Here is a 17692-nt window from a genome sequence, read left to right as displayed (position 1 = left end):
TCAGCCATGACCGAACAAGACCGCCTGGAACTGGAGGCCGCCGCCTTCCGCACCCTGGTCGAGCACCTGCGCAAGCGCACCGACGTGCAGAACATCGACCTGATGAACCTGTCCGGCTTCTGCCGCAACTGCCTGTCCAAGTGGTACAAGGCCGCGGCCGACGACAAGGGCCTGGCGCTGAGCCTGGACGATGCCCGCGAGGCCGTCTACGGCATGCCCTATGCCGACTGGAAAGCCCAGTACCAGACCGAGGCCTCGCCGGCCCAGGCTGCGGCCTTCCAGGAGCAGCAGAACAAATGAGCGATCTCGCCAGCTTCCGCGCCCGCCTGGCCCAGGGCGACCATGCCTTCGCCGACACCCTGGCCTTTGTCGCCGAGCACTACCACTACCAGCCCACAGCCTTTCGCAATGGCGCGGTGGACAATGCGGCGGGCCAGAACGAAGGCTCCTGCAAGACCCTGGGCCTGGCCAAGCTCGAAGGTTTGAGCGATCAGGAAGCCCTGCTGGCCTTTGGCGAGCACTATCGCAGCGTGCTGCAGACCCCCGAGGGCAGCGACCACGCCAACATCCGCGCCCTTATCGCCCACGGCCTGGCCGGAGTGAGCTTCCAGGGCGAGCCCCTGGCGCGTCGCTAGGCCTTTTCAGCGGCCATAAAAAAAGCCCTGCGGATGCAGGGCTTTTTCTTGGACCGGACTCAGACGGCAGCCGCAGGTCTCATGTAGGAAATCGGCGCCAGACCGGAATCTTCGAAGGTCACCACTTCCCAGGCATCACGATCGGCCAGCAGCGCACGCAGCAGGCGATTGTTCATGGCATGACCGGACTTGTAGCCACGGAATTCGCCGATGAGGCTCTTGCCGAGCAGGTACAGGTCGCCGATGGCGTCGAGGATCTTGTGCTTGACGAATTCGTCTTCGTAACGAAGACCGTCTTCGTTGATCACACCCTTCTCGTCCACCACGATGGCGTTGTCGACGCTGCCGCCCAGGGCCAGGTTGTGCGAACGCAGGAATTCCAGGTCGCGCATGAAGCCGAAGGTACGGGCACGGCTGACTTCCTTGAGGAAGGAGGTGCTCGAGAAGTCCACCGAGGCCTTCTGAGTACGGTTGTTGACCACCGGGTGATCGAAATCTATTTCGAAAGTCACCTTGAAGCCGTCGAAGGGCACGAAGGTGGCGCGCTTGTCACCGTCGACGACGGTCACTTCACGCTTGATACGGATGAACTGCTTGGCCGCTTCCTGTTCCTGCAGACCGGCGGACTGGATCAGGAAAACGAAGGGACCGGCACTGCCGTCCATGATCGGCACTTCGACCGCGGACAGCTCGACGTAGGCATTGTCGATACCCAGACCGGCCATGGCCGACAGCAGGTGTTCAACGGTACCGACCTTGACGCCGGTGTCGCTGAACAGGTTGGTCGACATGGTGGTTTCACCCACGTTCTCGGCCCAGGCCGGGATTTCCACGACCGGATCGAGATCGGTGCGACGGAACACGATCCCCGTGTCGACCGGCGCCGGCTTCAGGGTCAGGTAAACCTTTTCCCCGGAATGCAGGCCAACGCCAGTGGCGCGAATGGTGTTCTTGAGGGTGCGTTGTCTAATCATGCCAGGGCCGCTCGGTCGCAGGGTGCGAATGGTGTTCAACGAAGTCGCGATGATAGCAGAAGCGAAAATCGATGCCCACTAATCACACCCTGGCTTGTGATATACCCGATCAATCAGCCTGACGACGCAGGAAGGCCGGGATGTCTAGGTAATCCAGGTCGTCGTTGGGATTGACCTTGGTCGCCGCTGCCGAGCCGCCATGATTCTGGCTGCCACGACCGGAGCGCATCGAGGTCGGGTACTTGAGGTCGTCGTAGTTGACCGGAGCGGTTTCCTGACGGGCCGCGGCCAGGGTCTGGGCAGTGTTGTCCACCACCTTGACCGGCTTCTCGATGCGCGCACCCAGGCCGGTGGCGACCACGGTGACGTGCAGCTCGTCGCGCATTTCCGGATCGATCACGGCGCCGACCTTGACGGTGGCGTGCTCGGACGCGAAGTCCTCGATGATCTCGCCGACGGCGGCGTATTCACCCAGGGACAGATCCAGGCCGGCGGTGATGTTGACCAGGATGCCGCGGGCGCCGTGCAGGTTGACGTCTTCCAGCAGCGGGTTGCGGATGGCGGCTTCGGTGGCTTCGCGCGCACGGTTCGGACCGCTGGCGTGGCCGGTACCCATCATGGCCATGCCCATCTCGCCCATCACGGTCTTGACGTCGGCGAAGTCGACGTTCATCAGGCCGGGACGCTGCATGATGTCGGAGATACCGCGGACGGCGCCGGCGAGGACGTCGTCAGCCTTGGCGAAGGCGGCCAGCAGGCTGGCGTCCTTGCCCAGAATGGTCAGCAGCTTCTCGTTGGGGATGGTGATCAGCGAGTCGACGCATTCGGACAGGGAGCGAATGCCTTCGTCGGCGACCTGCATGCGCTTGCGGCCTTCGAAGGGGAACGGACGGGTGACCACGGCAACGGTCAGGATACCCATTTCCTTGGCCACTTCAGCGATGATCGGCGCCGCACCGGTACCGGTGCCACCGCCCATGCCGGTGGTGATGAAGACCATGTCGGCGCCTTCGAGGACTTCGGCGATGCGCTCACGATCTTCCATGGCCGCCTGGCGGCCGATTTCCGGGTTGGTGCCTGCACCAAGACCCTTGGTGACGCCCGGGCCGAGTTGCAGCACGGTACGGGATGTGACGTTCTTCAGGGCCTGGGCGTCGGTATTTGCACAGATGAATTCGACGCCTTCAACACCGCTTTTGACCATGTGGTTGACGGCGTTGCCACCGCCACCGCCCACGCCGATGACTTTGATCACGGCGCTTTGTGGAATGTTGTCTACGAGTTCGAACATGGTCCCCTCTCTTCCTTTCGGATCTTCGCCTACTGCCGCGGTTTAATTGTGAATTACAAGTTGCCCTGGACCCAACGCTTCATGCGTTCCAGGACTGTGGATTTGGTTTCGCTGCTATATCCGCCAGAAACAACCGGCAAGGGATCGGTCTGCTTTTGCAGGCCATAGAGCAACAGGCCGACGCCTGTGGAATAGATCGGGTTGCTGATCACGTCAGTCAGACCCTTGACCGTCTGGGGCACCCCCAGGCGTACCGGCATATGGAAAATCTCTTCCGCCAGCTCGACCGCGCCTTCCATCTTCGCGGTACCACCGGTGAGTACGATCCCAGCGGGGATCAGATCCTCGTAACCACTGCGGCGCAGTTCCGCTTGCACCAGTGTGAATAGCTCATCGTAACGGGGCTCGACCACTTCCGCGAGGGCCTGACGCGACAATTCTCGCGGCGGACGGTCACCCACGCTGGGCACCTTGATGGTTTCGCCCGGTCCAGCCAGTTTCGCCAAGGCACAAGCATACCGAATCTTGATTTCTTCGGCATATTGCGTTGGGGTTCTCAAGGCCATGGCAATGTCATTTGTGACTTGGTCGCCAGCAATAGGTATCACCGCCGTATGGCGGATGGCGCCTTCGGTAAAGATGGCTATATCGGTGGTGCCGCCGCCGATGTCGACCAGGCAGACGCCTAGTTCCTTTTCATCGTCGGTCAGCACCGAATAGGCCGAGGCCAGTTGTTCGAGGATGATGTCGTCGACTTCCAGGCCGCAACGACGAACACATTTCTCGATGTTCTGCGCGGCGTTGACGGCGCAGGTCACGACGTGAACCTTGGCTTCCAGGCGGACGCCGGACATGCCCAGGGGTTCGCGCACCCCTTCCTGGTTGTCGATCACATAGTCCTGGGCCAGGGTGTGCAGCACGCGCTGGTCGGCGGGGATGGCCACCGCCTGGGCGGCATCGAGCACCCGCTCGATGTCAGCAGGGCTCACTTCACGATCGCGGATCGCCACGATGCCGTGGGAATTCAGGCTGCGAATGTGATTGCCGGCAATGCCTACGAAGGCCGAATGGATCCGGCAACCGGCCATCAGCTGGGCTTCTTCGATGGCCCGCTGGATGGAGGCGACGGTGGATTCGATGTTGACCACCACGCCCTTCTTGAGCCCGCGCGACGGATGGGTGCCGATCCCGACGATCTCGATCTGACCATCGGAAGACACCTCGCCGACCAGAGCCACGACCTTGGAAGTGCCGATGTCGAGGCCGACGATCATCTTGCCGCTTTGCACGCTTGCCATAGTAAAAAACTTCTCCTCAATGCTTGGCCGGTTCGGTCACGGGGGTGGCGGCGACAGCGGGATCACGCCAGGCCACGGCCAGACCGTTCGGATAACGCAGATCGATCCGCGCGATATTGTCCATCTGTGCCTTGAGCACCTGATCGTACAGGCGCATGAAGCGCCGCATCTTTTCCACCAACTGGTCGCGGCCAAACACCAGTTCCAGGCCCTGACCGGTGGTGAGGTACCAGCTGCCGCGCTCGTGCATTTCCAGGCGCGACACGGTGTAACCGAGCGGCCGGAGCATCTGGCTGAACATCTGGTACTGCTGCATTACCTGCTGCTGGGCCCGCTTGGGGCCGTACAGCCGCGGTAGATTGTCATAGTTGGCCAGATCCTGCGGGGCAAAAGCCTCACCCTGGTTATTCAGCAGCGCCTCGTCGCCCCAGCGGGCGATGGGCATCTGCTCTTCCAGGCGGATGCTGATCTCGTCCGGCCAGACGCGGCGCACCTCGGCGTGAGCGATCCACGGCATGGTTTCCAGTTCGTGGCGCATGTCGGCCAGGTCGACCTGGAAGAAGGTGGTGCCGACGAAGGGCGCGATGCGCTGCTGCACCGCCCCCTGGCTGATGTAGGACAGGTCGCCCTTGACGCTGACCTTGGCGATCGGCCGGTCGGCATAGGGCAGCAGGCGCTGGGCACCTTCGTAGGTACCGAAGCCCAGCCCCAGCAGCAGGAACGGCCAGAGGATGCGCTTGAGCAGCCCCAGGCTCGGGCGTGGCAGGCGTGTCGACAGCGGCTCTTCGGCGACCAGGCGACTGGCGCCCCGCTGCTCGGCGTTGCGCGACCGGCCGAAGCCGGGCTGGTTGTGACGTAGGGTGGCGACCAAGGTTCAGCCCTCCACGTGCGCGCCGGCAACAGCGGTTGCCGGCAAGGGGTTGTACGGATGAAGGCTCATGCCGAACTCCCGGCGGTCGCGGCAGTGGCGAACAGCGGGTGCTTGAGCAGTTGCGGCGCCAGCGCGCCGATGTCGCCCGCGCCCTGGCAGAGCAGGATGTCGCCTGGGCGCAGCAGCGGCTTGACCAGCGGGGCGATGTTGCTGCCGCGCTCCACATAGATGGGATCAAGCTGGCCGCGCTGGCGGATGCTGTGGCAGAGCTGACGGCTGTCGGCGCCGGGGATGGGTTCTTCGCCGGCCGGATAGACTTCCATCAGCAGCAGGACGTTGGCATCGGCCAGCACCTGGACGAAGTCTTCGTAGAGATCGCGGGTACGGCTGAAACGGTGCGGCTGATAGACCATCACCAGTCGGCGCTCGGGCCACCCGCCACGCACGGCCTTGATCACCGCGGCGACCTCGCGCGGATGGTGGCCGTAGTCGTCCACCAGCATGACGCTGCCACCGGCGACCGGCAGTTCGCCGTACACCTGGAAGCGCCGCCCTACCCCCTGGAAGCCGGACAGGCCATTGAGGATGGCCTCGTCGCTGACGCCTTCGTCGGTGGCGATGGCGATGGTGGCCAGGGCGTTGAGCACGTTGTGCACGCCCGGCATGTTGACCGAGACCGCCAGGGGCGCGCGGCCCTCGCGCAGCACGGTGAAATGGGTACGCATGCCTTCCTGGCGGATGTCCACGGCGCGCACGTCGGCGTCTTCGGCGGTGCCGTAGGTGACGGTGGGCCGGGCGACCTGGGGAATGATCTCGCGCACCACCGGATCGTCGACGCAGAGCACGGCCAGGCCATAGAACGGCAGGTTGTGCAGGAAGTCGACGAAGGTGCGCTTGAGCCGGTTGAAGTCACCCTCGTAGGTGCTCATGTGGTCGGCGTCGATGTTGGTGACCACGGCGACCATGGGCTGCAGGTGCAGGAAGCTGGCGTCGCTCTCGTCGGCCTCGGCGATCAGGTAGCGGCTGGTGCCGAGCTGGGCATTGGTGCCGGCGGCGTTGAGGCGGCCACCGATGACGAAGGTCGGGTCCAGGCCTTCGGCCGCGAACACCGAGGCGATCAGGCTGGTGGTGGTGGTCTTGCCATGGGTACCGGCGACGGCGATGCCGTGGCGATAGCGCATCAGCTCGGAGAGCATCTCGGCGCGGGGCACCACGGGAATGCGCTGCTCGAGGGCGGCGGAGACCTCCGGGTTGGATCTGTTGATGGCGCTGGACACCACCAGCACATCGACCTGATCCAGGTTCTCGGCGCGATGGCCGATGTAAATGCGCGCGCCGAATTGCTGCAGGCGCGCGGTCACCGCGGACTCCTTGAGGTCCGAACCCGAGACTTCGTAACCCAGGTTCAGCAGCACCTCGGCGATGCCGCACATGCCGACGCCGCCGATCCCGACGAAGTGGATGCGTCGAATGCTGCGCATGCGCCGAACTTCGGCCTGAATGGCACTTTGCGACTTAACCACGGGCAACCTCCAGACAGGCGTCGACGACTGCACGGGTGGCATCGGGTTTGGCCAGGGCTCGGCTGCGAGCGGCCATGCCGGCAAGACGTTCGGGATGCATCAGGACCTCGGTAAGCTGCGCGGCGAGATCCGCCGGGCGGGTGGAATGTTGCGGCAGCACCACACCGGCACCGGCGCGCTCCAGGAAGCGCGCATTGCTGGTCTGGTGGTCGTCGATGGCGTGCGGCAGGGGAATCAGCAGCGCCGGCAGACCGGTGGCGGTCAGCTCGGCGACGGTCAGGGCACCGGCCCGGCAGATCACCAGGTCGGCCCAGGCATAGGCGGCGGCCATGTCGGCGATGAAGGGCTGGACATCGGCCTCCACGGCGACGTTGGCATAGCGCTCGGCGGTGACCCCGGCGTGCTGGCGACCGGCCTGGTGGCGCACCTGCGGGCGAAGTCCGGCCGGCAGTTGCGCCAGGGCCTCGGGCAAGAGCTTGTTGAGCGGCTCGGCGCCCAGGCTGCCGCCCAGCACCAGCAGGTTGGCGGCGCGCTCTTCCAGCGGTGCACGGGTCACCGGGGCGAAGAGTTCGGCGCGCACCGGATTGCCGGTGGACAGGCGCTTGGCGGACGCCGGGAAGGTATCGGCGAACCCCTCGCAGACGCGCGCGGCCATGGGCACCAGCAGGCGATTGGCGGTGCCGGCGTGGGCATTCTGTTCGTGGATCACCAGCGGGATGTTGCACAGCTTGGCGGCCAGGCCACCCGGACCGGTGACGAAGCCACCCAGACCCAGCACGCAGACCGGCTTGAGCCGGCGCATGAGGCCGATGGCCTGCATGAGCGCGCCACTGAGCTGCAACGGCGCCTTCACCAGGGAGCGCACACCCTTGCCCCGCAACCCGGTGACCGGAATGTGGTGCAGGGTGATGCCGGCCTTGGGCACCACGTCGTTCTCGATGCCGCGCGGGGTACCCAGCCAGTGCACGGTATAGCCGCGGGCTTCGAATTCACGGGCGCAGGCCAGGGCCGGGAAGACGTGCCCGCCGGTACCGCCGGCCATGATGAGGACGTTAGCGGACATCGGCGAAATCCTCTTCGGTGAATTCCACATCCTCGGTATCCACCAGGGTGCGTCTCTCCCATTCGATGCGCAGCAGCAGGCCCATGCTCACGCAGCAGATCACCAGGGAGCTGCCGCCATAGCTGAGGAACGGCAGGGTCAGGCCCTTGGTCGGCAGCAGGCCGACGTTCACGCCAATGTTGATCAGGAACTGGCCGATCCACAGCATCGACAGGCCATAGGCCACGTAGGCCGAGAAGAACTGCTTGGACTGCTCGGCCCAGTGACCGATGAACAGGCCGCGCACGCAGACGAAGAGGAACAGGCCGACGGTGGCCATGGCGCCGATCAGCCCCAGCTCTTCGGCCAGTACGGCAAAGAGGAAGTCGGTATGGGCTTCGGGCAGATAGAACTGCTTCTGGATGCTGTTGCCCAGCCCGAGGCCGGTCCAGCCGCCGCGACCGAAGGCGATCAGCGCCTGGGTCAGCTGGTAGCCGGAACCGAACTGGTCGGCCCAGGGATCGGTGAAGGTGATCAGGCGCTGCATCCGGTAGGACTGGGTCTGCACCAGCACGAACACCGCCAGCACCGCCAGGGCGACCATCAGCAGGAAGCGGAACAGGCCGACGCCGCCGAGGAACAGCATGGCGCCGGCAGCGCCCATCATCACCACGGTGGCGCCGAAGTCGGGTTCGCGCAGCAGCAGCATGGCCATCGGCAGGAGCACGATGAAGGGCTTGAAGAAGCCGGCCCAGGTGTGGCGCACCTCATGCTGGCGACGGACCAGGTAGCCGGCCAGATAGAGCACCACGAAGACCTTGGCGATCTCCGAGGGCTGCACGTTGAAGATGCCGAAGCCGATCCAGCGCAGGGAGCCGTTCACCTCTCGACCGATGCCGGGCACCAGCACCGCTACCAGCAGCAGGAAGGCGATTATCAGCAGCGGAAAGCCGAAGCGCTGCCAGGTGGCCATGGGGATCAGCATCACCACGCCGCAGGAGACGAAGCCGATCGCCAGGTAGATCAGGTGGCGGTACATGAAGTACAGCGGATTGCCGGACTGGGCGGCAGCCACCTCGGAAGACGCCGAGGTCACCATCACCAGACCGAGGCCGAGCAGCAACAGACAGCCGGCCAGCAGCGGGAAGTCCAGGTCGATGCCGTGGCGGCTCGCCAGCGGCGAGGGATAGGGACGCAGCAGGCTGAGGATCATGCCAATGCCTCCACGGCCTGGGCGAACAGCCGTCCGCGTTCTTCGAAGTTGCGGAACATGTCGAGACTGGCACAAGCCGGCGACAGCAGCACGGCGTCGCCCGGCTGGGCCAGCCGACGGCTCTCGGCCACGGCCTCTTCCAGGGTGGCGACGCGCAGCTGCTGCACGGTGGCCGGCAGGATCTCGGCGATCCGCGCGGCATCACGCCCCAGCAGCACCACGGCGCGGCAGTGACGGGCGACGGGTTCGCGCAGGGCGCTGAAATCGGCACCCTTGCCGTCGCCGCCGGCGATCAGCACCAGTTGGCCGGCGATGTCGTCGCCCAGGCCTTCCACGGCGGCCAGCGCCGCACCGACATTGGTCGCCTTGGAATCGTTGTAGTAGTTGACGCCCGCGACCTCGCCCACCCACTGGCAGCGGTGCTCCAGCCCCGGGAAGGCGCGCAGGGCCTCCAGCATGGGCGCCATGGGCAGACCGGCGGCCTGGCCGAGTGCCAGCGCAGCCAGGGCATTGCTGTGGTTGTGGGTACCGCGGATCCTGAGTTCCTCGACATCCAGCAGGTTGTCGAAGGCCAGCGCCAGATAGCGGCGGCCCTCCTCCTCGCGAATGCCAAAGGCACGGAAATCCGGACGTCCCAGGCCAAAGGTCAGGCAGGGCACGCCCTCGCCGATCAGCGGCCGCGACAACGCATCGTCGCGGTTGACCACCACCTGGCGGGCGCCGCGGAAGATACGGTGCTTGGCCTGGTGATAGGCCGGCATGCCGGTGTAGCGATCCATGTGGTCTTCGCTGAGGTTGAGCACCGTGGCGACCTCGGCGTTGAGCCGCTCGCAGGTCTCCAGCTGGAAGCTCGACAGCTCCAGCACATAGAGCTCGACGTCATCGGCCAGCAGATCCAGCGCCGGAGTGCCCAGGTTGCCCCCCACGGCCACGCGCTTGCCGGCGCGCCGCGCCATGTCGCCCACCAGGGTGGTGACGGTGCTCTTGGCGTTGGAACCGGTGATGGCGACGATGGGTGCCTGGGCATGGCGCGCGAACAGATCGATGTCGCCGGACAGCCGCACGCCGCGGGCGGCTGCTTCCTGCAGCGCCGGTGTTTCCAGGGCCAGGCCGGGACTCACGTAGAGTTCGGCGGCGCGGGCCAGGAAGTCGGCATCCAGCTCGCCGCAGCGCACCTCGACCTGGGGATACTGGGTTCTCAGGGTCGCGAGTTCCGGCGGCTGTTCCCGCGTATCGGCCACGGCAAAGGGCACGCCCCGGCGCGCGAGAAAGCGCACCAGCGACATGCCACTCTTGCCGAGGCCGACGACGATACGGAACTGGTCGGAAGCGATGAGCACTGCGATTACCTCAGCTTCAGGGTGGCGAGACCGAACAGCACCAGGATCACGGTGATGATCCAGAAGCGCACGATGACCCGCGGTTCGGGCCAGCCCTTCAATTCGAAATGGTGGTGGATCGGCGCCATGCGGAAGACGCGCTTGCCGGTCAGCTTGAAGGAGGCGACCTGGATGACCACCGAGAGGGTCTCCATGACGAAGACGCCACCCATGATGAACAGCACCACTTCCTGACGGACGATCACGGCGATGGTGCCCAGGGCGGCGCCCAGCGCCAGAGCCCCGACGTCACCCATGAAGACCATGGCCGGATAGGTGTTGAACCAGAGGAACCCCAGGCCCGCGCCGATCAGGGCGCCGCAGAAGACGATCAGCTCGCCGGAACCCTCCACATAGGGAATCAGCAGGTAGTCGGCGAATTTCACGTTGCCCGACAGGTAGCAGAAGATGCCCAGGGCGCCGCCGACCATCACGGTGGGCATGATCGCCAGGCCGTCGAGGCCATCGGTGAGGTTGACCGCGTTGCTGGAGCCGACGATGACGAAGTAGGTCAGCACAACGAAGAAAATCCCCAGCGGGATTTCGATGTTCTTCAGCAGCGGCAGGATCAGCGTGGTTTCGATGGGCGCCTTGGCCGTGACATAGAGGAAGATCGCCGCCCCCAGGCCGAATACCGATTGCCAGAAGTACTTCCAGCGACTGGGCAGGCCCCGGGAGTTCTTCTCGATCACCTTGCGATAGTCGTCGACCCAGCCGATGGCGCCGAACAGGAAGGTCACCGCCAGCACGGTCCAGACGTAACGGTTGTGCAGATCGGCCCACAGCAGGGTGCTGATGCCGATGGTGGTCAGGATCAGGGCGCCGCCCATGGTGGGGGTGCCGGACTTGGACAGGTGCGATTGGGGGCCATCGTTGCGCACGGCCTGGCCGATCTGGCGGATCTGCAGGGTGCGGATCATCCAGGGGCCGAGCCACAACGACAGCAACAGGGAGGTCAGGACGCCCAGAATGCCGCGCAGGCTGAGGTATTGGAAGACGGCGAAGCCCTTGTAGAACTGTTGCAGGAACTCCGCCAACAGCAGCAGCATCAGTGTTTCTCCTCGGTATTAATGGCGCAGAGCGCGGCGACGACCTTGTCCATCGCGGCGCTGCGGGATCCCTTGATCAGCAGGGTGGTTCCGGCCCGGTCCTCGTCCGCCAGGGCCTCGATCAGCTGTTCGCGATCGGTGAAATGCCGGGCCGCGGCGCCGTAGGCGCGGGCCGCATGGGCCATGGCGGGACCGACGCTGTAGAAGGCGTCCACCTTGCCGCGGGCATGCTCGCCCACGTCGCGATGGCCCTCTTCGGTCCACTCGCCCAGCTCGGCGATGTCGCCCAGTACCACCACCCGACGGCCCGGCAGGGCCGCCAGCAGGTCGATCCCGGCTTTCACCGACGCAGGGTTGGCGTTGTAGCTGTCGTCGATGACCTGGGCACCGCGCTGGCTGGTGCGGGTCAGGGTGCGGCCCTGGACCGGTGCCGCGGTAGCGAGGCCACGGGCGACGGTGGCCAGCTCCAGGCCCAGACTGAGGGCGGCGGCAGCTGCGGCCAGGGCGTTGCCGACGTTGTGGGCGCCCAGCAGTTGCAGGGTGACCGGCGCCTCGCCCTGGGCGGTGTGCAGGAGGAAGCTCGGGCGGCCCTGGGCGTCCAGGGTGACCGCGCTGGCGCGGACGTCGGCGCGGTCATCCAGGCCGAAGGCGACGACCTTGCGACCGGCCGCGCGGCGCTGCCAGGTCTCGAAGGCCGCGTCGTCGCGATTGAGCACCACGGTGCCACCCTCGCCCACGCCTTCGATGATCTCGCCCTTGGCCTCGACGATACGATCGACGCCGCCGAATTCGCCCACATGGGCCTGGCCGGCGTTGGTAATGATAACGACATCCGGGCGTGTCAGGCTCACGGTGTAGGCAATGTCACCGACATGGGAAGCACCCAGCTCGATGACGCCATAGGCATGCTCGGCGGCCAGTTGCAGCAGGGTCAGGGGCGCGCCCAGGTCGTTGTTCAGATTGCCTTGGGTAGCCAGGGTGGCGCCCTGCTGACGCAGGATGGCGGCGAGCAGCTCCTTGACCGTGGTCTTGCCACTGGAGCCGGTCACGGCGGCGAGCCGGCCCTGGAACAGGTCACGATTGAAGGCGCCCAGGCGACCCAGCGCCAGGCGGGTATCGGCCACCACCAACTGGGGCAGGTGCACTTCGGGGACGGCACGCTCGACCAGGGCCGCTGCGGCGCCCTGGGCAGCCACGTCGGCCAGATAGGCATGACCATCGAAGCGCGGCCCGGTCAGGGCGACGAAGAGCTGTCCGGCCACGGCCTTGCGGCTGTCGGTGCCGACGCCGTCGAACAGGGCATCGGCGCCCAGCAGGTTGCCGGTCAGGGCCTCGGCCACTTCGGTGAGGGTGAAGGATCTAAGCATGCTGTCGCTCCCAGGCGGTCAGGGCCCGCTCGGCCTGGTCGAGATCGGAAAAGGGATGGCGGACACCGGCGATCTCCTGGTAGGGCTCGTGGCCCTTGCCAGCCAGCACCACGATGTCCTGGGCGGTCGCCGCGGCCACGGCCTGGGCGATCGCCACCTCGCGCCGGCCGGCGAAGCTCACCTGCTCGGGCTGTGCGAAGCCGGCGCGGATGTCGGCGACGATGGCGGCCGGATCCTCGGTACGGGGGTTGTCGTCGGTCACCACCACCTGATCGGCCAGGCGCTCGGCCACCGCGGCCATCTCCGGTCGCTTGCCGCGATCGCGATCGCCGCCACAGCCGAACACGCAGACCAGACGACCCTCGGCACCCACATGGGGCCGCAGGGCGGTGAGCACCTTGTCCAGGGCGTCGGGGGTGTGGGCGTAGTCCACCACCACCAGCGGCCGCCCAGCGCCGCCCAGGCGCTGCATGCGTCCGGCCGGGCCCTGCAGCTGCGGGAGGATGGCGAGGATGTCGGCCAGTGCATGACCGAGACCCAGCAGGGCACCGATGGCGGCCAGCAAATTGCTCAGGTTGAAGCGCCCGATCAGCTGGCTGCGCAGCTCGCCGGTGCCCTGGGCGGTGACCAGCTGGGCGCGCACGCCGTGGTCGTCGAACTGGACGGCCTGGCAATGGAGGCTGGCGGCCGGATCGCTCAGGCTGTAGGTCAGGGTCGCGGCCGGGCTGGGGCGAGCCGCCAGCTCGCGGCCAAAGGCGTCATCCAGATTGAGGACGCGGGTGCCGAGCCCGGGCCAGGCGAACAGCTGGGCCTTGGCTTCGCCATAGGCGACCAAGGTCCCGTGATAATCGAGGTGGTCGCGGGAGAGATTGGTGAAGACCGCGACCTTGAAGGCCAGCGCCGCCACCCGGCCCTGGGCCAGGCCATGGGAAGAGACTTCCATGGCCACGGTGGCGGCGCCACCCTCGGCCAGTTCGGCCAGGGTCGCCTGCAGCTTGAGGGCATCCGGCGTGGTATGGCGGCCTTCGGCCAGGGCGCCATAAAAGCCGCTACCCAGGGTGCCGACGATGCCGCAACGCTGACCGAGCAGGTCGCAGGCCTGGGCGATCAGCTGGCTGATACTGGTCTTGCCATTGGTACCGGTGACGCCGACCAGCGCCAGGCGCCGGCTGGGCTCGTTGTGAAAACGCCCGGCGATGGCGGAAAGCTGGGTGGCCAGACCCTCGACGGCGATCAGGGGAATGTCCAGGGTCGGCAGCGCGGGGGCGTCCTTCGCTTCGTAGGCGATGGCCGCGGCTCCGCGCTCGGCGGCAGCGGCGATATGGGCGCGGCCGTCGCTGTGCAGACCGGGAATGGCGAGGAACAGGAAACCCGGCTGAACTTCGCGGCTGTCCAGCGCCAGACCGCCGATATCGACGGCGGCGGTGGCTTCAGGCAGGAGGTCGGTCAGCAGACGGCTCATCGATCACGCTCCCCGACCAGCAGCGGTTTGGCGGCAGCATGGGCCTGGGCCTGCTGCACGGGCAGCGGCTGCAGGTTGTCCGGCTGGATGTTCATCAGGCGCAGGGCACCGGACATCACGCGGCTGAACACCGGCGCCGAGACCACGCCGCCGTAGTAGCCGCCCTTGCTGGGACGATCGATCACCACCACCGCGGCCAGGCGCGGATTGCTGGTGGGGCCGAAGCCGGCGAACAGCGAGCGATAGGAATTCTCGGCATAGCCACGGGTACCGGTGCTGGTCTTGCGCGCGGTACCACTCTTGCCGGCGACGTGGTAGCCCGGCACCTGGGCGCGGAAGGCGCCACCGGGGGCTTCCACGACCTGTTGCAACATGCCCTGCAGAGTCTTGGCAACGCGTTCTTCCACTGCCTGATCGCTGGGCGGGGCCTTGTCCAGGCGCACCATGGACAGCGGCACAGAGCGACCGTCGTTGGCCAGCACCGAATAGGCGTGGGCCAGTTGCACGGCGGTCACCGCCAGGCCATAGCCATAGGACAGGGTCGCGGTCTCGGCCGGACGCCAGTTGCGATGGTTGGGCAGATTGCCGACCCGCTCGCCGGGAAAGCCCAGACCGGTGTCCTGGCCGAGGCCGACGGCGCGCATGGCGTTGTAGATGTTCTCGCCACCGACGTCGAAGGCGATCTTGCTCATGCCGACGTTGCTGGACTTGATGAGGATGCCGGTCAGGTCCAGGGCGCCGTCGCTGTGGGAGACGTCCTTGATGGTGTAGCGACCGATCTGCAGCGAACCGGGATAGACGTTGACCTTGTCGGTAGGCTTCCAGCGGCCGCTGGCGAGCGCGGCGGTCATGGAGATCGGCTTCATCACCGAACCGGGCTCCATCACGTCGATCATCGCCCGGTTGCGCATGGCGGCCGGTTCCAGACTGCGGCGATTGTTGGGGTTGTAGGTGGGCATGTTGACCATCGCCAGGACCTCGCCGGTCTTGACGTCGACGATGGTCAGGCTGCCGGCCTCGGCTTCGAACTGGGTCAGGGCGTTGCGCAGTTCGCGCGCGGCGAGATACTGCAGACGCAGATCGATGGACAGCGCCAGGGTATTGCCCGGCTTGGCGTTCTTGGCGACCTGGACATCGCGGATCAACCGACCGCGGCGGTCCTTGACCACCTGCCGACGACCCGGCACGCCGGACAGCCACTCGTTGAACGCCAGTTCGATGCCCTCGCGCCCGTGGTCGTCGATGTCGGTGAAGCCGACCACATGGGCCGCCACTTCACCCGCCGGATAGAAACGCCGAAATTCCTCGATGTCGTAGACACCGGGAATCTTGTGCGCCTTGACCTGGGTCATCACCGCATCGCCCTGTTCGGGCGTGAGGCCGCGGGCCAGGTAGAGGAATTCCTTGCTGGCGTTCTGCTCGATGCGCTTGGCCAGTTCCGCCCGTGGCTGGCCGACGGCATCGGCCAGGGTCGCCCAGCGATCCTCGGCGCCCAGCAGCTCCTTGGGATTGATCCACAGAGTGGTGACCGGCGTACTCACGGCCAGGGGTTCGCCGTTGCGGTCAGTGATCAGGCCGCGGTGCGCGGGAATGGGGATGGTGCGCACGCTGCGCGCATCGCCCTGCCCCTTCAGAAAGGCCCGGTCGATCACGTGCAGATCGACGATGCGCCAGATGATGGTGCCGACCATGACCAGCAACAGCCCGATGATGAGGCTGAAGCGCCATGGCAGGCGCGCGATCAGGCCTTTCACGGATTGACCATCCGAATTTCGGCCGGATCGGGGATGCGCATCTGCAGCTGGCCGCTGGCCAGGGCCTCGACGCGACTGTGGGCGGTCCAGGTGCTCTGCTCCAGCAGCAGCCGGCCGTATTCGGCCTGGGCCTTGTCGCGGATGGCCATTTCGCCATAGAGGGTGTTGAGCAGCTGGCGATTCCAGTGGGCGCTATAGGCCACGGCCACCGCCGACAGCAGCACACCGGCGAACAGCACCAGCATGACGCTGCTGCCCAGGGGCAGTTTCTTGACGAAGAGCCGGCTCATTTCAGCTTCTCGGCAACGCGCATCACGGCGCTGCGCGCGCGGGGATTGGCGGCCAGTTCGGCTTCGCCGGCATAGACCGGCTTGCCCAGCAGGCGCAGCGAGGGCTCGAAGACCGTGGCGCGGATCGGCAGGTCGCGCGGCAACTGATCGGCCTCGCCCTTGGCCAGCCGGCGCATGAACTGTTTGACGATGCGATCTTCCAGCGAGTGGAAGCTGATCACCACCAGCCGGCCACCCACGGCCAGCTGCTCGTAAGCGGCCTGCAGGCCCTGCTCCAGATCGCTCAGCTCGCGGTTGATGTAGATGCGCAGACCCTGGAAGGCGCGCGTCGCGGGATGCTTGCCCTTTTCCCAGGCCGGATTGGCCTCGGTGAGCACCTTGGCCAGGTCGCCGGTGCGCTCGAAGGGCTGGACCTCACGGCGCTGCACCACGGCACGCGCCATGCGCTTGGCGAAACGCTCTTCGCCGAATTCCTTGAATACCTGGGCGATGTCGGCCTCGGGCGCGGTGGCGATCCAGGCGGCGGCGCTCTGCCCCCGACTCGGATCCATGCGCATGTCCAGGGGGCCGTCCTGCATGAAGCTGAAACCGCGCTCGGGATCGTCGAGCTGGGGCGAGGACACGCCCAGATCCAGCAGCACGCCATCGACCTGACCGGACCAGCCCCGGCCGACGAGTTCATCGCCCAGCTCGGCGAAGCTGCGCTGGACGATCTCGAATCGCGGGTCTTCCGTGGCCAGGGCCTGGCCGGCGGCGATCGCCTGGGGATCCTTGTCGAAACCCAGCAGCCGCCCTTCTCCACCCAGCAGGCGCAGCACGGCCCGGCTGTGTCCGCCGCGGCCGAAGGTGCCGTCCAGATAACGGCCGGCAGGCTGGATCGCCAATGCCTGTACGGCCTCGTCCAGGAGAACGGAGACGTGGTGGAAGACTGGGTTCATGGTCACAGGATCAAATCGCGCATTTCATCCGGCATACCGCCGGGTTCCTTAATCGCCAGGAGATCCGCGTCGCACACGGCACTCCAGGCATCCTCATCCCATAACTGGAACTTGTTGAGCTGCCCGACCAGCATCACGCGCCGGTCCAGCTTGGCGTATTCACGCAGGCGCGGCGGAACCAGGAAGCGGCCACTGCCGTCGAGCTCCAGATCCACCGCATTGCCGATCAGCAAGCGCTGCAAGCGGCGAGTCTCCTCGCGTAGCGAGGGCAACTGCCGCAGCTTGCTTTCGATGATTTCCCATTCCGGGAGTGGATAGACGCAAAGGCAGGGGTCGACGGCATCGATCGTCACGATGAGCTGGCCGGCACAACGCTCCAGCAGCTCGTCACGATACCGGCTCGGCATCGCGGCGCGCCCCTTGGCGTCGAGACTGATGGCGTTCGCTCCCCGGAACAATTTCGCGTCCTCTAATAGGCTGTCCTTGCCATTAAATCCCACTTCGCCCCACTTCGTACCACCGGCCGCCACTATATTGAGGAGGGCCGCTTTCAGTCAAGGTAAGCGAGGGGGTTCCCAGGCCGCGTGGGACGGGGATTTCGAGCAA

17 protein-coding genes are annotated in these 17692 nt (G+C 66.1%); 2 read left to right on the top strand and 15 right to left on the bottom strand.

Annotated features, from left to right (window positions below; translation table 11 throughout):
* Positions 1-6: 6 nt before the first annotated feature.
* Together PSK12I2_RS0123260 and PSK12I2_RS0123255 are read left to right on the top strand one after the other, a co-directional pair.
* On the top strand, positions 7-300 hold the full coding sequence (locus PSK12I2_RS0123260; RefSeq protein ID WP_007162047.1) for a DUF1244 domain-containing protein: 294 nt from the start codon (positions 7-9) through the stop codon (positions 298-300).
* The gene (locus PSK12I2_RS0123255) at positions 297-635 is read left to right on the top strand and encodes a HopJ type III effector protein (RefSeq protein ID WP_027600275.1); all 339 of its coding nucleotides are present in this window, start codon (positions 297-299) and stop codon (positions 633-635) included. The genes PSK12I2_RS0123260 and PSK12I2_RS0123255 overlap by 4 nt, the downstream gene beginning before the upstream one ends.
* 59 nt (positions 636-694) lie before the next feature.
* On the opposite strand, the gene lpxC is transcribed toward PSK12I2_RS0123255, so the two are convergent.
* The 15 genes from lpxC to mraZ all read right to left on the bottom strand — a co-directional run bounded on the left by lpxC (position 695) and on the right by mraZ (position 17544).
* A complete protein-coding gene (gene lpxC / locus PSK12I2_RS0123250) occupies positions 695-1609 on the bottom strand; it encodes a UDP-3-O-acyl-N-acetylglucosamine deacetylase (RefSeq protein WP_007162049.1) in 915 nt (304 codons plus the stop codon).
* A gap of 109 nt (positions 1610-1718) precedes the next feature.
* Complete coding sequence (gene ftsZ / locus PSK12I2_RS0123245; protein ID WP_007162050.1) at positions 1719-2900, bottom strand: cell division protein FtsZ; 1182 nt, start codon at positions 2898-2900, stop codon at positions 1719-1721.
* A 53-nt stretch (positions 2901-2953) separates the two neighbouring features.
* The gene (gene ftsA, locus PSK12I2_RS0123240; protein WP_007162051.1) at positions 2954-4198 is read right to left on the bottom strand and encodes a cell division protein FtsA; all 1245 of its coding nucleotides are present in this window, start codon (positions 4196-4198) and stop codon (positions 2954-2956) included.
* Between the two features lie 16 nt (positions 4199-4214).
* Positions 4215-5069 carry a cell division protein FtsQ/DivIB gene (locus PSK12I2_RS0123235; protein WP_007162052.1) on the bottom strand — a complete coding sequence of 285 codons (855 nt, stop codon included), beginning with the start codon at positions 5067-5069 and terminating at the stop codon, positions 4215-4217.
* Between the two features lie 65 nt (positions 5070-5134).
* Positions 5135-6550 (bottom strand): UDP-N-acetylmuramate--L-alanine ligase, encoded by a 1416-nt coding sequence (gene murC, locus PSK12I2_RS0123230; RefSeq protein ID WP_007162053.1) that lies wholly within the window; start codon positions 6548-6550, stop codon positions 5135-5137.
* 34 nt (positions 6551-6584) lie between these two features.
* Positions 6585-7655, bottom strand: a complete 1071-nt coding sequence (murG, locus tag PSK12I2_RS0123225; RefSeq protein ID WP_027600274.1) for an undecaprenyldiphospho-muramoylpentapeptide beta-N-acetylglucosaminyltransferase — start codon at positions 7653-7655, stop codon at positions 6585-6587.
* Positions 7645-8844 carry a putative lipid II flippase FtsW gene (gene ftsW / locus PSK12I2_RS0123220; protein WP_027600273.1) on the bottom strand — a complete coding sequence of 400 codons (1200 nt, stop codon included), beginning with the start codon at positions 8842-8844 and terminating at the stop codon, positions 7645-7647. Before ftsW ends, murG begins: the two co-directional genes overlap by 11 nt.
* A complete protein-coding gene (gene murD, locus PSK12I2_RS0123215) occupies positions 8844-10187 on the bottom strand; it encodes a UDP-N-acetylmuramoyl-L-alanine--D-glutamate ligase (protein ID WP_027600272.1) in 1344 nt (447 codons plus the stop codon). Before murD ends, ftsW begins: the two co-directional genes overlap by 1 nt.
* A gap of 5 nt (positions 10188-10192) precedes the next feature.
* On the bottom strand, positions 10193-11275 hold the full coding sequence (mraY, locus tag PSK12I2_RS0123210) for a phospho-N-acetylmuramoyl-pentapeptide-transferase (RefSeq protein ID WP_027600271.1): 1083 nt from the start codon (positions 11273-11275) through the stop codon (positions 10193-10195).
* The gene (gene murF / locus PSK12I2_RS0123205; RefSeq protein ID WP_027600270.1) at positions 11275-12642 is read right to left on the bottom strand and encodes a UDP-N-acetylmuramoyl-tripeptide--D-alanyl-D-alanine ligase; all 1368 of its coding nucleotides are present in this window, start codon (positions 12640-12642) and stop codon (positions 11275-11277) included. Before murF ends, mraY begins: the two co-directional genes overlap by 1 nt.
* Complete coding sequence (locus PSK12I2_RS0123200; protein ID WP_027600269.1) at positions 12635-14104, bottom strand: UDP-N-acetylmuramoyl-L-alanyl-D-glutamate--2,6-diaminopimelate ligase; 1470 nt, start codon at positions 14102-14104, stop codon at positions 12635-12637. The genes murF and PSK12I2_RS0123200 overlap by 8 nt, the downstream gene beginning before the upstream one ends.
* Positions 14101-15795, bottom strand: coding sequence for a peptidoglycan D,D-transpeptidase FtsI family protein (locus tag PSK12I2_RS0123195; RefSeq protein ID WP_371100895.1), 1695 nt, complete (start codon positions 15793-15795; stop codon positions 14101-14103). Before PSK12I2_RS0123195 ends, PSK12I2_RS0123200 begins: the two co-directional genes overlap by 4 nt.
* Before the next feature lie 59 nt (positions 15796-15854).
* Positions 15855-16148, bottom strand: coding sequence for a cell division protein FtsL (gene ftsL / locus PSK12I2_RS0123190; RefSeq protein WP_007162061.1), 294 nt, complete (start codon positions 16146-16148; stop codon positions 15855-15857).
* A complete protein-coding gene (gene rsmH, locus PSK12I2_RS0123185) occupies positions 16145-17086 on the bottom strand; it encodes a 16S rRNA (cytosine(1402)-N(4))-methyltransferase RsmH (RefSeq protein ID WP_027600267.1) in 942 nt (313 codons plus the stop codon). Before rsmH ends, ftsL begins: the two co-directional genes overlap by 4 nt.
* Before the next feature lie 2 nt (positions 17087-17088).
* On the bottom strand, positions 17089-17544 hold the full coding sequence (gene mraZ, locus PSK12I2_RS0123180) for a division/cell wall cluster transcriptional repressor MraZ (RefSeq protein ID WP_007162063.1): 456 nt from the start codon (positions 17542-17544) through the stop codon (positions 17089-17091).
* Between the last annotated feature and the right edge of the window lie 148 nt (positions 17545-17692).

The organism is Pseudomonas sp. MOIL14HWK12:I2, assembly GCF_000510745.1.
In the GTDB taxonomy this organism is placed as follows: domain Bacteria; phylum Pseudomonadota; class Gammaproteobacteria; order Pseudomonadales; family Pseudomonadaceae; genus Chryseomonas; species Chryseomonas oryzihabitans.
The sequence above is the reverse complement of the archived record's forward strand: the minus strand, read 5'-3'. Positions and strand labels throughout refer to the sequence as shown.

What these genes read in the sequence shown, in the direction of transcription:
- PSK12I2_RS0123260 (WP_007162047.1), top strand. Translation starts at nt 7, where the DNA reads ATGACCGAACAAGACCGCCTGGAACTGGAGGCCGCCGCCTTCCGCACC.
- PSK12I2_RS0123255 (WP_027600275.1), top strand. Translation starts at nt 297, where the DNA reads ATGAGCGATCTCGCCAGCTTCCGCGCCCGCCTGGCCCAGGGCGACCAT.
- lpxC (WP_007162049.1), bottom strand. Translation starts at nt 1,609, where the DNA reads ATGATTAGACAACGCACCCTCAAGAACACCATTCGCGCCACTGGCGTT.
- ftsZ (WP_007162050.1), bottom strand. Translation starts at nt 2,900, where the DNA reads ATGTTCGAACTCGTAGACAACATTCCACAAAGCGCCGTGATCAAAGTC.
- ftsA (WP_007162051.1), bottom strand. Translation starts at nt 4,198, where the DNA reads ATGGCAAGCGTGCAAAGCGGCAAGATGATCGTCGGCCTCGACATCGGC.
- murC (WP_007162053.1), bottom strand. Translation starts at nt 6,550, where the DNA reads ATGCGCAGCATTCGACGCATCCACTTCGTCGGGATCGGCGGCGTCGGC.
- murG (WP_027600274.1), bottom strand. Translation starts at nt 7,655, where the DNA reads ATGTCCGCTAACGTCCTCATCATGGCCGGCGGTACCGGCGGGCACGTC.
- mraY (WP_027600271.1), bottom strand. Translation starts at nt 11,275, where the DNA reads ATGCTGCTGCTGTTGGCGGAGTTCCTGCAACAGTTCTACAAGGGCTTC.
- murF (WP_027600270.1), bottom strand. Translation starts at nt 12,642, where the DNA reads ATGCTTAGATCCTTCACCCTCACCGAAGTGGCCGAGGCCCTGACCGGC.
- PSK12I2_RS0123200 (WP_027600269.1), bottom strand. Translation starts at nt 14,104, where the DNA reads ATGAGCCGTCTGCTGACCGACCTCCTGCCTGAAGCCACCGCCGCCGTC.
- PSK12I2_RS0123195 (WP_371100895.1), bottom strand. Translation starts at nt 15,795, where the DNA reads ATGGTCGGCACCATCATCTGGCGCATCGTCGATCTGCACGTGATCGAC.
- ftsL (WP_007162061.1), bottom strand. Translation starts at nt 16,148, where the DNA reads ATGAGCCGGCTCTTCGTCAAGAAACTGCCCCTGGGCAGCAGCGTCATG.
- rsmH (WP_027600267.1), bottom strand. Translation starts at nt 17,086, where the DNA reads ATGAACCCAGTCTTCCACCACGTCTCCGTTCTCCTGGACGAGGCCGTA.